13 protein-coding genes are annotated in these 13,341 nt (G+C 34.8%); 7 read left to right on the top strand and 6 right to left on the bottom strand.

Going from position 1 to position 13,341, the window contains the following annotated elements:
- Positions 1 to 275: 275 nt before the first annotated feature.
- From IGI37_RS04380 to IGI37_RS04355, 6 genes are all read right to left on the bottom strand, one after another.
- Complete coding sequence (locus IGI37_RS04380) at positions 276 to 929, bottom strand: redox-sensing transcriptional repressor Rex (protein ID WP_438760218.1); 654 nt, start codon at positions 927 to 929, stop codon at positions 276 to 278.
- A 314-nt stretch (positions 930 to 1,243) separates the two neighbouring features.
- Complete coding sequence (locus IGI37_RS04375; RefSeq protein ID WP_438763577.1) at positions 1,244 to 1,903, bottom strand: MgtC/SapB family protein; 660 nt, start codon at positions 1,901 to 1,903, stop codon at positions 1,244 to 1,246.
- Between the two features lie 201 nt (positions 1,904 to 2,104).
- The gene (locus IGI37_RS04370) at positions 2,105 to 2,941 is read right to left on the bottom strand and encodes a glycerophosphodiester phosphodiesterase family protein (RefSeq protein ID WP_438760217.1); all 837 of its coding nucleotides are present in this window, start codon (positions 2,939 to 2,941) and stop codon (positions 2,105 to 2,107) included.
- Complete coding sequence (locus tag IGI37_RS04365; protein WP_438760215.1) at positions 2,922 to 4,697, bottom strand: ABC transporter permease; 1,776 nt, start codon at positions 4,695 to 4,697, stop codon at positions 2,922 to 2,924. Before IGI37_RS04365 ends, IGI37_RS04370 begins: the two co-directional genes overlap by 20 nt.
- A 2-nt stretch (positions 4,698 to 4,699) precedes the next feature.
- Positions 4,700 to 5,722: an ABC transporter ATP-binding protein gene (locus IGI37_RS04360; protein WP_438760214.1), complete on the bottom strand. Its 1,023-nt coding sequence runs from the start codon at positions 5,720 to 5,722 to the stop codon at positions 4,700 to 4,702.
- 19 nt (positions 5,723 to 5,741) lie between these two features.
- Positions 5,742 to 6,803 carry an extracellular solute-binding protein gene (locus IGI37_RS04355; RefSeq protein WP_438760213.1) on the bottom strand — a complete coding sequence of 354 codons (1,062 nt, stop codon included), beginning with the start codon at positions 6,801 to 6,803 and terminating at the stop codon, positions 5,742 to 5,744.
- Between the two features lie 159 nt (positions 6,804 to 6,962).
- Here IGI37_RS04355 and IGI37_RS04350 point away from each other — a divergent pair, with 159 nt between their 5' ends.
- The 7 genes from IGI37_RS04350 (at position 6,963) to IGI37_RS04320 (ending at position 13,322) form a co-directional block, all read left to right on the top strand.
- Complete coding sequence (locus IGI37_RS04350; protein ID WP_438760212.1) at positions 6,963 to 9,077, top strand: extracellular solute-binding protein; 2,115 nt, start codon at positions 6,963 to 6,965, stop codon at positions 9,075 to 9,077.
- Between the two features lie 200 nt (positions 9,078 to 9,277).
- On the top strand, positions 9,278 to 9,601 hold the full coding sequence (locus IGI37_RS04345) for a PadR family transcriptional regulator (RefSeq protein ID WP_438760211.1): 324 nt from the start codon (positions 9,278 to 9,280) through the stop codon (positions 9,599 to 9,601).
- A 36-nt stretch (positions 9,602 to 9,637) separates the two neighbouring features.
- Positions 9,638 to 10,546, top strand: a complete 909-nt coding sequence (locus IGI37_RS04340) for an ABC transporter ATP-binding protein (RefSeq protein WP_438760210.1) — start codon at positions 9,638 to 9,640, stop codon at positions 10,544 to 10,546.
- Complete coding sequence (locus IGI37_RS04335; RefSeq protein ID WP_438760209.1) at positions 10,543 to 11,325, top strand: ABC transporter permease; 783 nt, start codon at positions 10,543 to 10,545, stop codon at positions 11,323 to 11,325. Before IGI37_RS04340 ends, IGI37_RS04335 begins: the two co-directional genes overlap by 4 nt.
- Positions 11,326 to 11,362: 37 nt before the next feature.
- The gene (locus tag IGI37_RS04330; protein WP_438760208.1) at positions 11,363 to 11,710 is read left to right on the top strand and encodes a DUF1048 domain-containing protein; all 348 of its coding nucleotides are present in this window, start codon (positions 11,363 to 11,365) and stop codon (positions 11,708 to 11,710) included.
- A gap of 5 nt (positions 11,711 to 11,715) precedes the next feature.
- Positions 11,716 to 12,063 (top strand): DUF1048 domain-containing protein, encoded by a 348-nt coding sequence (locus IGI37_RS04325; protein WP_438760207.1) that lies wholly within the window; start codon positions 11,716 to 11,718, stop codon positions 12,061 to 12,063.
- A gap of 200 nt (positions 12,064 to 12,263) precedes the next feature.
- Positions 12,264 to 13,322, top strand: a complete 1,059-nt coding sequence (locus tag IGI37_RS04320; RefSeq protein ID WP_438759922.1) for an IS30 family transposase — start codon at positions 12,264 to 12,266, stop codon at positions 13,320 to 13,322.
- Positions 13,323 to 13,341 lie beyond the last annotated feature (19 nt).

The raw sequence follows: 13,341 nt of genomic DNA, 5'->3' as shown, positions 1-13,341 counted from the left end.
CAAGACAAAGTTAGCGGATTTGGAAATTTCAATCCACGAGCCACATACATGACTCGACCGTGAATTATCAGGAATTTCACGAACATGTTTTCCCTTATTCACTTTTTTTCATTATAACATTAAAACCCCATGAGAAAAAGAAGCTTTCTCCTGCTTTTTTTACAAAAATTTGGTGCGGATGTCCCGGTGATTTTATGTTCACTTCACATCCGCACCTTGGCTACTTATTTAATTCTCAATTGATTAGATTCAAATTTACCATCATTAACCTGTCACTATTGGCCTGTCTTGATTAAATTTTCATCAAAATAAATCAGTGTTTGAAGCTCAGTGGTCAAATCAATGTACTGAACATGGACCTCTTTTGGTACAATAACTCGATCCGGTGCAAAGTTTAAAATAGCTGTAATCCCACTTCTGACAATCACATCAACTGCACTTTGGGAATATTGGCTAGGAACCGTGGTAATCGCTACAGTTACCTCTTCTTCTTTGCAGACTTCATCAAACTCTTCCATCGAATAAATCTCAAATCCATCAAAATTCTGACCAATTAATTCTGGATTATTATCAAAAACACAAACAATTTTTAAATTTTCATTTCTTCTAAAATTATTATTTACTAGAGCTCTTCCTAGGTTTCCAAAACCAATCAAAGCGATTCTTTTTTCTTCCTGTGTATTCAAAATGCTATTAAAGACTTCAATTAGATAGGGAACATCATAACCATAGCCACTTCTCCCTAGTTCTCCTAGATGAGAAAAATCACGTCGAATAGTCGCTGAAGCAACTTGTGTCACCTCACTAAATTCTTTCGATTTAATTCTTGAAACACCAGAAGCACCTAGAATTTTTAGGTAGCGTAAGTATAATGGTAAGCGTTTTGCCGTCGCTTTTGGTAGCTCCTTACTCTTTTTTTCATCAATCATTTTATCCCTCCTTTGTTACAGAATTCACATAATAATTTTATCATGTAACTAAACGAATCGCAAGAGATTGTGAAATTTTCACCTATATAATAGATGAAGAGCTGTTCCCTTATTTAATTAATTAAGCTATTCTACACTCTTATATTCAAGTGCGCACTACCAACTTAAACGTCGCTTCCCTCATATTATTATACAGAATGTCTTAAACAACTATTTATCTCATCCGTATCTAGCCCCATGTATACTATTCACAAAATCAATCATTTTCTTTTCCCCTTTTGTAACTCAATAAATATTGGCCAAAATAAACTTGTTCAATCGGCTAAAGAAATTAAACGGATTTTTTGAACATTTGAATACATCGAAATTTCCTCAATGACATCAGAGTAAAAAAGAAGTCTAGGCAAATCAATGGTATACGTATTTTTATATATTTTTTCAGTGCCTATTACTTGTACCTCGAAAGTTACATCCTCAATCTCTATATTATGCTTTTCAAAATAATTGTTAATGAACTCTTTTGTCTCTACACGATGAATATATTGAATTTCTAGGCTTCTTAATTTGGGTACTTTAATAATTTTATTAACCAATAACAATGATGCCATGACAAAAAGAAAGCCCACTATAGATACCCTGTAATAGCCCATTCCAATACCTATCCCAACTGTCGCACTAGACCATAGAGAGGCTGCTGTAGTCAGGCCTAATACGCGTTGCTTTGTAACAATAATTGTCCCTGCACCCAAAAATCCTACACCACTCACGACTTGAGCCGTAAGACGTGCTTCATCTGACCTCACAACACCTACCAAGTTGGGATTTTCAATAGTCATTTGAATTGCATGACAAGCAATCTCTACTTGAATCAATGCAACAATCGCTGCTCCTATACACACTAAAATATGAGTGCGTATACCAGCAGGTCGATTTTTTTGCTCTCGTTCATAACCAATAACGCCTCCAATTCCCATAGCTAGTGCGAGTCGCAATATAACTTCAAAAATAGATAATTCCACCATATATTCTCCTTCATAAGAAAAAAGATTAAGACAAAATCCAAATAGTTTTTGCCTTAATCTCTACAAATTTTTTCATTCATCCATATTTTAGAGGGATTTTGAAGAAGGCACCTCAAAATATAATTAACCTATTTCTTACTCATCAATCCTCTATCAAAAATTTCCATCTCTGTATTTATAGAGCAAGTCCACCCAATCAGTTTGAATACAATTGATACCCATTTTTAGCATCTGTCCCCATGAAAGGTTTGGATTTTGAGTGATAGCTATATCGTCTCCTAATGAACCGAATAGTTTCGTATCATCATCCAAATTAATCGCATTAGCCATAAATAAGCATCCGTCATCTTTGTATCTGTCGAAACAGTGAGCTTGAATAAAGGAGAATGAGTCATCTGCCTCTATCACTTCAAAGCCAACCACATTAATATTGTTATAGCTCTCCAACATTCTCAGTTCCTTTTCATTGTAGATAATTGGAAAATACATGTATTTAATCGGATGATTGTCTAAAATATCAAGATATTCTTTTTTAATTGGCGATTTCAAAATGAAATGCTCGTGTCGCTCTTTGAATTGATCTAGATAAGGAACAAAATCTATCCAGTTCCCCCATGATCGGTCAATATTCAAAAAGACATCTACTGATAATTCACAAAGTAGCTCATCAAATTTTTGGACCCTCTTATGGAGTACACAACCTAATTCATTATAATACAGCTTTTCTCTTATCTCTTTGGTAGACAGCGTATTGATATTTCTTTCTTCTCTTAGCAGTCGTGGTTCACTGCCATCATGAAAAACAAAAAAGTCACCATCTGTTGACCTTGAGATGTCAATCTCAACAATATCTGTTCCTTGTTTTAAAGCTATATTCACTGCATCCCCTGTATTCTCCACAATATTTCCGCCATGAGCCCCACGATGTAGCATAATTAAAAATTTTTTACTTATTAATAGTTCTTGAAACTTACAATTTAGTTCTTTCATTCAAAGTATCTCCTCTTTTATCTCTAAATAAGCTCTTTACTTTTTCTTTCCCATCTGCATAAACAAAAAAGAATACAAAAGAATTGATAATCATTAATATTGTCGAATAAACAAAATTAATTGCGATTCCTTCAACACCTGCTTCTGGATTGGTATTACTTCGAATAACAACTCCCACGGGCTTAGCGGCAGGATTATATAAGAATACAGATAAATCGTAATCTCCTAGTTTTCCATTAAAATTAATAGCAAGCATCGCTAAAACTGTTGGCAAAATAATGGGTAAAACGATTTTAAAGAAGGAATACATTGGTTTAGCACCTAAAATTTTTGCTGCATCTTCCAAATTTTGATCTACAGAAAAATAGGATGCCTTTAAAAATCTAAATGTATTAGGTAACATCACGACAATATAAGCAACCAGCATAATTACAAGTGTCCCCGTTAATGGCTGATTAAACATAAACCATTTTGGCTTTGAGTAGGATAGAACCAAGCCTAAAGCAAACATCAAACCTGGCAAAACCCAAGGAATATGGATGAGTAATTCTAAGATCGAAGTTAATCTATTTCGATATTTAAAAACAATTCTGGCAGCAAACGTCATCAAAATCACTGCGATTATAGCAGCAATTACAGAGTAGGTAACACTCGTAATAAACGGACGATATGAGGAACTATCTGTTACTATTTTTTGATAATTTTCTAAACTAAACGAACTCAAACTTAATTTGCGTGATGAGATAGTTTGGAAGTTTGTAAACGAAAACGTCACTACAATTAGTAAAGGCAAGACATTAATCAGTGCAAATAAATAAGCTATACAATGAGCAAGCCCATTTTGAAACGGCTTTTTAATTGCTGTTGGTTCAATTTTTGTTTTGACTTTTGAAATAGAAAGATAGTTTCCTTTTTTTTCATTTCGTTGAATTACGAAAAGTAAAATTAATTGAAAAATCCCTAAAAATAACGATAACACTGCAGCCAACGCACGTGATGCTGGTCGTTGGGTAAACGTTAAAATTAATGGACTAATGGTTTCAAATTTTCTACCACCTACTATCAGTGGTGCAGACATCGCCATAAGACCTGTTTGAAAGAGCAAAATTGTACAGGTGAGCAAGATGGGTTTTAGTGTTGGGAAAACAACTTTTCTTAAAACCACAAAATTTGTAGCTCCTAGCCCTTTTGCCGCCTCTATTGTTTGAAAATCAATACTTTTAAATGCATTTCTGAAAAATATCATATAATTCGTGGTGCAGGCAAATGTCATCAAAAATAAAACTGCACCATATCCTTCAAACCAATTTACAGGAAATCCAGGAATTATTTTAGTAAAAAAATTCGTCACAAACCCTCTAGTTCCGTAAGTAAATAAATAACCATTAGACAACATAATCCCGCCAAAAACCAATGGAATCATGTAACATAATGTTAAAAATTTTCTACCCTTGATTTTAAAATAATCTAAAAAAAGAATTTCTAAAATCCCAACAATCGTTGTTGTCACAGTTAAAGAAATCGCCAAAACAAAGGAGTTTTTGATTCCATTGACCGCACGCTCAGAAGAAAAAATTTTATGAATCAATTCTCCTGAAAAACCATCACCAGAAAGAAAGACCGTTTTTAGAATTTCTAAATTTGGGATAATCATAAATGAAAAGATAAACCAACCTAGAATGAGCAAATAACAAAGTAAACCAATATTAATATTTTTAGGTAGATGGATTACGTGTCTTTGTTTACTTTTTTCCATAACTAGCTCTCCTCTTTAGATTCATAACTTAATATGTTTTCTTTTTGAAGCCCTACAAAGACTTTTTCACCAATCTGATGTTGTTCTGTTTTTGATTCACGTTGAAAAGAAACTAATTTCGCGCCTTCTAACTCGATCTGATAATAGCCATACATACCGTAAAACTCTTTACTGATAATTGTTCCTAAACGATTGTTTACTTCGTTTCTCATACGTGAGAAAGAGACTTTTTCTGGTCGAATATAAAATGTCTTATTTTCTCTGAAAGTGTCTGAATGAATAGAAAGCTTTTCAATCTCCTCAATTGTAAGCTTATTCGCTTCACCAATAAACTTACAAACAAATTCAGTTGCTGATTCATTATAGATTTGCTCAGAGTTTCCAATCTGTTCAATTTTCCCATCATTAAATACAGCTATCCTGTCAGAAAGCATAAGTGCTTCTTCTTGATCATGTGTGACATATACAGTAGTAATCCCGAATGCTTTTTGAAACTCTTTGATATCTTTGCGTAAAGACTTCCGTAATTTTGCATCTAAATTGGACAAAGGCTCGTCCATCACTAAAATTTTAGGCTTCTTTGCCAATGCTCGAGCAATAGCAACCCTTTGCTGTTGTCCTCCAGACAAATTGGAGATATTTTTCTCCAATTGTTCTGTCGTCAAATCAACCATACTGGCTAAGTCCATCACTCTCTTTTCAATGTAGTCTTTTGATTTTTTTTCAACTTTTAACCCAAATGCGATATTATCATAAGCGGACATGGTTGGAAAAAGAGCATAGCTTTGAAAGACCATACCTACTTGACGCTCATCAATTGGAATGTCTGTAATATCAATACCATCTACTTCAATACTTCCTCGACTTGGTTTTAAGAAACCCGCCAAAGCTCTTAATGTGGTTGTTTTACCACAGCCAGAAGGTCCTAATAAGGTAAAAAACTCTCCTTCTTCTACTTCAAAATTCAACTCAGGCACTGCGACAAAATCACCATATCTGATTTCAACATTTTTAAATGTTATCATTGCCCTTCCTCTCCCTTCATTAACTTCCAAGAATATTTAATTCGATATATTCTACCCATTCATCCAAATGTTTATTAATAAATTCATAATCATTTTTTTGTGGAGTCGTTATATCTAAAATTTCAGAAATTCGTGGGTTAATTGTTTTTTTTGCCTCTTCATTAACCGGTGCTGCACCAAATTTCTTCGCCCATTCTCCCTGTAATTCTGCACTACCAAGAAAATCGACGAAATCTTTCGCTCGACTATTCGTTCTATCTTTTTTAATTATCCCAACCTGTTCAACTGTTTGAGGAACTCCATATGGCGGATTCACAATTCCAAGCTTGATACCTAAACTTTTTTCAACAATTGGCACATTACTTAACCAAGTATAAGCATAATCTACTGCACCATTTGCTAACTCTGAAACTTCTGATTGCCCTTCAGTTGCTGGAACTCCATTTTGAAAAAAGTTCTTAACCTCATCCCATCCTGTTTTTGCAATTCCCATATCACTACTTTCATCTTGATAGTCCATTAAGAGGTTATAAACAATAGCATTGACTGTTGCCGTTCCTAATCCTTTAGGAATTAGGTATCTACCTTTCAAACTAGAGTCATCTCCGAGTTGTTGCCAATCTTTAGCAGCTTCCTCTTTTTTTATCTTATTTTGATTATAAATCATGAATACACGCTGTTCTTGCAACGGAGAAAAATTATTATCCTTTTGAACAAGTGAAGGATCAACTTTATCAATCCACGTTGGTTTGTATGATTCTAATAGCCCTTCTTCACTAATTTTGCTAAACATCATTTGATTCATTCCAAATACAACATCCGCAATTGGCGCATCTTTTTCAGCAAGCACACGGTTAAGTAAATCACTTCCTCCTATATCCACAATTTCTATATTAAATCCTTTTTCTTTTGCTTTTTCGCTAAGAAACTCTCCTCTGCCGTCACTTACAGAATTAGAATACACAATAATTTTGTCATCTTTTTTACTATTTTTACTTTCTTTATTATCCGATTTTCCGCATCCAACTAACAGCCCCATTACTAGCGCCAATACTGCAACTATTTTTACATTTTTTTTCATCACACATTCTCCTTATATCGTTTTAATTTATTTGTGTTTTAAAATTGAAACGTTTTAATCCACTCATCCATTATACATCTTTATTTGAAAGCGTCAACAATTAATTAAAACGTTTCAATTTATTTTGTTTTGCTGTAGAATGTTGTTGAGGTGATTATTATGGAAAACGTTACAATTTCTGATATTGCCAAAGAAGCTGGAGTCAGTATTGGTACTGTATCAAATGTTATAAATAAAAAAGGAAATGTAAAAATTGAAACAATACGCAAAGTTGAAGAAGCTGCAAAAAAATTAGGCTATGTTCGTAATGAAAATGCTCAAGTAATGAAAAAAGGGAAATCAGCTACTGTTTTATTGCTCGTTCCTGTATTAAACGATGCCGTTAGCCCACTGATAGTTGATCTACTTCACGATTTGAAATCGACAGGTATGGAATTAAAGGTGATTGAAACAGAGAATTTTTATATTGTAGATGATTTAATTAATCTTCTAAAGCAAGGACAATACAAAGCTGCAATTTGTTTGCACTCAATTAAGGATGAAAGAGTATTAGCTGCTATCCCATCTAATAAACGAATCACTATTGGCTATAAACAGAAACAGGGCAATTTTATCGAATTCGGTATTGAAAGCTTTTTAAACAGCCTGCCGAGCATAAAAGAATACACACTTATTCCAGACCAACATGATTTTTCTATTTATGAAATGATTATTGACGAATTCGCAAAAAAGGAGCACACGATATCTGTCGTCAATTTGGACGACTCCGAAATTCCGAAATCTTTTTTTTCATTAGAACATAAAAAATTTATCGTATTTTCAACGGATATGATTGAAAAAATTTTATCTTTTTATGAAGGTTCCGATACTTGTCAACCTCAATTCATTTTATTATCATGTAAAACTGGCTATCAGCTTTTTGACTCAATCAAAGTAAATAAATTTTACTTTTCAAGTAATGAATTAGCGCTCAAAATTATCAACATGATCCATACACTTTCAAAAGATAAAACAGTATCAAACTATGTAAAAGAAACAGTTAATCTTTATATGACAGATCAGCAAACACTAAAGCGAATGGATAAAAAAACGACCATTAAACTATTACTATTAAAAAATCCTTTTTCAAAAGCTCTGAAACATTTGGCATTTAAGTTTACAAAAGAAACAAACATCTCTATTGAAATTACTGATTTATCTTTTGATGACTTAAACAAGCGTATTACAGAAAATAGGATAGACGAATTTGATCTGATAAAGCTTGACGTCAGTTACTTTCCTTGGTTAGGTCCTGACTTATTACTAAACCTTTCAAATATTCCTGAAATTGTCGAATTATCTAGTCAGATGAAAGATTGGAAAAACTATTGTTATGTAACAAATCAGTTACTAGGGCTGCCTGCTGATCCTTCTATTCAAATGATGCTCTATAGAAAAGACGCCTTTGATAATCCTATTATTCAAAAAGCTTATTCTGAAGAATTCGGTCGTCCACTTCTCCCACCAAGTACTTATAAGGACCTATCAAATTATTGTGAATTTTATCAATCGATGACGATGCCCGAACGAAATACACCCTATCCTCTATCAATTGTTAAAGGAAGCAGCATCCTTTTAGCCTCCGAGTTCCTTCCTTATTTTTATTCATCGGGTGGAAGTATAACTTATGAAAATGATATGTTTGAGCTATCATCAGAGGCATTCTTAGACACATTAAACACGTATCGAATGATTCGGGCTCATTCAAAAATTGAGAACGAAAAATGGTGGGACTCAGAAATCAAAAACTTCAATCGCTATAAAACGTCGATGATTATCTGCTACACGAACCATCTAAACCAAATTTCAGCTATTGATTATAACTATTGCTCCGTCCCAGGACAGATGCCAGCATTTGGCGGAGGCGTTCTTGGAATTCTTAAAAACTCAAAAAAAATAGAAGAAAATACTCTTTTCTTTCAATGGCTTTATCAATACCGAATTCAAGAACAGCTAGCATCCCTTGGTGTCTGTATTCCCAGAACTCACTTATTTGATGAAAGAAATAACTATCGGAAGTATCCTTTTTTATCTTACTCTAGTAAAAACTTTTCTTTAGGCAAACGAATTCAATACTTAAGCGATAATTATATTTTGAACACTATTGAACTCGAAAAAATTATTGGTGACGCAATTAATTTAGGTATTGAAAATGAATCTTCGGATTATGATATATTAATCAAGATACATAATCAGCTGAACTCGAATAAAAGGAAACTAATTCGGGAAATATAATAAATCAAAGCTATAACTAAGAGAGTGCGAATGAATCTGTTCTATAAAGAACATTTTCATTTCGTACTCTCTTAAGTATTATTTAGACTAAAAAACTTTTTCCACTACTTAACATTACAAAGTAGTTGATAAATTCACTACTAAGTAATATTATGTAGCTGTACAAATGATATCGACAACTTTCGAAAGGATGTAATTCAATGAAAGGAATGACAGAGCTATTAAAAGGTGTACTTGAAGGCGTCGTCCTACAAGTAATTAAAAATACTGGCGAAACTTATGGTTATGAGATTACCAATACGCTCGTTCAAGCTGGTTTTCAAGAAATAGTTGAAGGAACAGTTTATACAGTCTTGCTTCGTTTAGAGAAGAAGAATTTAGTAACGGTAGAAAAAAGAAAATCGGAGCTAGGACCTGCAAGAAAATTTTATCGATTAAATGCAGAAGGTGAAGACTATTTAGAAGATTTTTGGAAAAAATGGTCATTTTTAGTTAATCAACTCACCCGCATTAAAAATAGATAGCTCGCTAGGTCTGACTTCCAGAATAGAGGGATCAATATGAAAACTATACAAATAGAAAATATAACCAAATCATATGGTACACAGGACGTTTTAAAGGGGATCACCCTTCACATCAATAAAGGAGAAATTTTTACACTTTTGGGCGAAAATGGTGCGGGTAAATCAACATTAATTAATCTCTTAACTACGCTTATAAGACCCACTTCCGGTACTGCTTTGGTTATGGGATTCGACGTCCAAAAACAATCAGATGCAGTTCGTCAAATGATTAGTCTGAATAGCCAGTCTATCACTTTGGATGAAGAGTTTACTGGCATTGAAAACCTTAAGTTAATTGGTTTAGTCGCTGGAGTAGAAAAGCTTGATCAACGAATTGAAGTAGTCTCAAAACGACTGCATTTAGAAGACTTCCTCCATAAAAAGGTCAGCACCTATTCTGGGGGAATGAAACGGCGCTTAGACATTGCCGTCTCAATTTTACCTAATACAGAAGTACTTTTTCTAGATGAACCAACAACTGGGGTCGATCCAAAAAATAGAATAGAAATTTGGGAACTAATTCTCGAATTAAAAGCAGAAGGAAAAACCATTTTTCTAACCACCCAATATTTAGATGAAGCGGATAAACTCTCTGATCGAATTGCGTTTTTGAACGATGGTACAATTTCATTAATTGGCACACCAGCCGAATTGAAGAAACAAGCTCGAGATCTTCAACAAATAACTGTTCCTTCTGACACATTCAAACAAACAAAACAGCTACTCGCCGAACAAAAAATTACTTTTGCAGAAGAGAGCTTCGCAGTAGTGGTTGACGGGAATGATTTGCAAAAGTCTCTAAAACTCTTGATAAATTCGGATATTCCCGTGTTAGCGACTACACCAATTGAACTTACTTTGGAAGAGATATTCCTTGACGCAACTCGAAAGGATGAAGCAAAATGAACACACTCAAACAACTGATTATACTGACAAAACGAATTGTAAAACAAAATTTGACCAGTGTTGATACGATTATTACTAGTATTATTATGCCCATATTTATTTTACTATTCTTCGTTTATGTGATGGGTGGCAATATTGTAATAGATGGCACTTCTGGTGACCGTACTGAGTATCTTTCCTATGCCATGCCAGGTTTTCTCATCATGTCTATGGCAATGGGGTCTGCTTATACAGCCTTACGTATCAACAATGATAAAACAAAAGGCTTCATGACTCGACTCCTATCAATGCCTATGAAACGCTGGGTCATTCTTGGTTCCCATATCCTTGCTTCCACTCTATTCATGATACTTTCTGTGATTAGTGTCTTTGCGACTGGGATTATTTTTGGCTACCGTCCCCAGGCTTCATTGGGAGAATTTCTGCTTTTTTTGGGGTTGATTATTCTCTTTGCCGTAGCCATCACAGTATTAGCAATTCCCTTTTCTTTGTCCGCCAAAGATTATGCAAGTGCTGGAGCATTTTCTTATCTGTTACTCTTTTTACTTTTTATAAGTCCAGCGTTTATTCCAGTAGCTAGTATGGCTAAGCCGATTCGTTTATTTGCTGAGAACCAGCCTATGACACCGATTATCGAGACTGCAAAAGCTTTACTAAATGGAACCTTCACATTCCATTCAACTGATAGTCTATTAACATTGGTTTGGCTAGCTTCTCTACTGATTATTTTTTCGTTTCTCTCATTAAAACGATACAAACAAATTTTTGTCAATGTTTAATTTGACTACCTTTGACTACCTATAGGAGGCATTTATAATGAACTTTTATGATAAAGTGACCGGAAATGATATGAACAAACAACAAGCTGAATTTCAGAAACGTATTAAAAAATTACCCCAAGATTATCAAGACTCTTGGCATCAACTAAATCTAAAAATTTGGAACTACAGCAATCTCACAGGAAGAAATATTTATCCTATCTTAGAGGGGCTTGTTGGTTTATTTGAAGAAAGCGCCGCAGAAGGCCTACCGATTAATGCCGTTGTTAGTGAACCACTCGATGAATTCGTCGCAGAAATCACTGAGGTTGAAGGAGCTAAAAGTTATCGTGGCAAATTGCGTGACCAACTAAATAAGAATATTGCAAAAAAACTAGGGAGGTAAAAAAAATGGGGCTACAAGAAACAATAGAAAGAAAAAAAGAATGGCGTGTTTTGCAAAAAAGAGCAAATACCCTGCCAAAAGATTATACAATTGTCTATAAAGAGATTCAAAAGTATTTAATGAAAGTCAATCCAATTGAGCTAACAACTGACTTTACACCACTAACTGAGCTGCTTGACTTATTAGAAGTAGGAGCCAAGCAAGGAAAAGATGTCCTTGAAGTAACCGGTAAAGATGTAGCAGCCTTTGCAGATGAGCTGATTGACGGCAAAAAAATCTGTGAAGAAACCATTCAGAAACAAGTCGATCAGGCGGTTGAAAAATCCACTGAAAACTGGCTGAATAAATTATAGCTTTCAAAAATATGAAAAAGGTAAGAGGAAAGGCTACCCGATACAGGAATCACCTTCATCTTACCTTCTCTTTCTTTCTGTCTATAATAAATCCGCAAATTTTATAATCAAGTTAGCCACTAGCCAAAATAAAAAGCATCATAGTGAAAAATCGTGTATTATTGAGGTTCCGACACCAATCAATAAGGAGATTTTTCACTATGACTTATATCCATTCTACTACAGATCGCAGAAAGGGAAAACACCTAACTGCCATTGAACGAGGGAAAATCGCCGGCTGGCAAGAAGAAGGGCTTTCTCATGGTGAAATCGCTCGTCGAATCGGCGTTAAGCGTCAAACCATCAGTAACGAACTTGCTCGTGGGAAAGTTGAACAGGTACGCAAGGTCAATGGAATCAAATACTTCTCTATGAAGTACGATCCTGAATTCGCTCAGAACTGCTATGAAAAAAAGCGTCAGAAGTGTCATCGTCCCTGTAAATTTGCCCAAGTACGCTCATTTCTGGCTTATTTCGTTACGCTGTTCAAAACAGCAGATTATGCCCCAGATGTCGTTGTTGGGACAGCCAAACGTACCGGATTGTTTTCTCCTGAAGAGATGGTCTGTACCACAACTCTATACAAGTACATTGATACTCAGCTTTTAGAAGTCAGAAACATCGACTTAAACTGTCAGGTCAGCCGAAAACGGCCGAAGAAACATATCCGTAAAAACAAGAAAGTACTGGGTCGGAGTATTGAAGAGCGCCCTATTCACATTGAAGATCGTCAAGAGTTTGGTCATTTTGAAATTGATACAGTCATTGGAAAGCGTGGTGGTTGTGAAACAACGCTGCTTACATTGACTGAGCGAAAAAGTCGTTTTGAGATTATCCGGCTCATCGACAGTAAAGACGCAGATTCAGTGGCTTATGGTATTCGACAGCTAATCAAAGAATATGGTTGCCGCAGCTTCAAACGAATCTTCAAAACAGTTACTTCAGACAATGGTTCCGAGTTCGCTTCATTAGCAGACACATTAAAGGAGTACTGCGAAGTCTATTTCACGCATCCTTATACTTCTTGCGAGCGCGGGACGAATGAGAATCATAACCGCATGATTCGGCGTAAAATCCCGAAGTATGAGAGCTTAGAGAAGTATAGTCGTAAAGATATTCAGCGGATAGAAGATGGCATGAATGACTTACCCAGAAAAATTTTAGGGTACCAAACACCCAGACAGCAATTTGAACAAGAGGTTTGCATAGCTGTGAGTTGATTTGACAGTGAGCCTCTTG

The organism is Enterococcus sp. AZ194 (assembly GCF_051713825.1).
In the GTDB taxonomy this organism is placed as follows: Bacteria; Bacillota; Bacilli; order Lactobacillales; family Enterococcaceae; genus Enterococcus_K.
This window is presented reverse-complemented; position numbering and strand designations above follow the sequence as displayed.

What these genes read in the sequence shown, in the direction of transcription:
- IGI37_RS04375 (WP_438763577.1), bottom strand. Translation starts at nt 1,903, where the DNA reads ATGGGAATTGGAGGCGTTATTGGTTATGAACGAGAGCAAAAAAATCGA.
- IGI37_RS04335 (WP_438760209.1), top strand. Translation starts at nt 10,543, where the DNA reads ATGAACACACTCAAACAACTGATTATACTGACAAAACGAATTGTAAAA.
- IGI37_RS04340 (WP_438760210.1), top strand. Translation starts at nt 9,638, where the DNA reads ATGAAAACTATACAAATAGAAAATATAACCAAATCATATGGTACACAG.
- IGI37_RS04360 (WP_438760214.1), bottom strand. Translation starts at nt 5,722, where the DNA reads ATGATAACATTTAAAAATGTTGAAATCAGATATGGTGATTTTGTCGCA.
- IGI37_RS04355 (WP_438760213.1), bottom strand. Translation starts at nt 6,803, where the DNA reads ATGAAAAAAAATGTAAAAATAGTTGCAGTATTGGCGCTAGTAATGGGG.
- IGI37_RS04330 (WP_438760208.1), top strand. Translation starts at nt 11,363, where the DNA reads ATGAACTTTTATGATAAAGTGACCGGAAATGATATGAACAAACAACAA.
- IGI37_RS04370 (WP_438760217.1), bottom strand. Translation starts at nt 2,941, where the DNA reads ATGAAAGAACTAAATTGTAAGTTTCAAGAACTATTAATAAGTAAAAAA.
- IGI37_RS04325 (WP_438760207.1), top strand. Translation starts at nt 11,716, where the DNA reads ATGGGGCTACAAGAAACAATAGAAAGAAAAAAAGAATGGCGTGTTTTG.
- IGI37_RS04380 (WP_438760218.1), bottom strand. Translation starts at nt 929, where the DNA reads ATGATTGATGAAAAAAAGAGTAAGGAGCTACCAAAAGCGACGGCAAAA.
- IGI37_RS04365 (WP_438760215.1), bottom strand. Translation starts at nt 4,697, where the DNA reads ATGGAAAAAAGTAAACAAAGACACGTAATCCATCTACCTAAAAATATT.
- IGI37_RS04345 (WP_438760211.1), top strand. Translation starts at nt 9,278, where the DNA reads ATGAAAGGAATGACAGAGCTATTAAAAGGTGTACTTGAAGGCGTCGTC.
- IGI37_RS04350 (WP_438760212.1), top strand. Translation starts at nt 6,963, where the DNA reads ATGGAAAACGTTACAATTTCTGATATTGCCAAAGAAGCTGGAGTCAGT.
- IGI37_RS04320 (WP_438759922.1), top strand. Translation starts at nt 12,264, where the DNA reads ATGACTTATATCCATTCTACTACAGATCGCAGAAAGGGAAAACACCTA.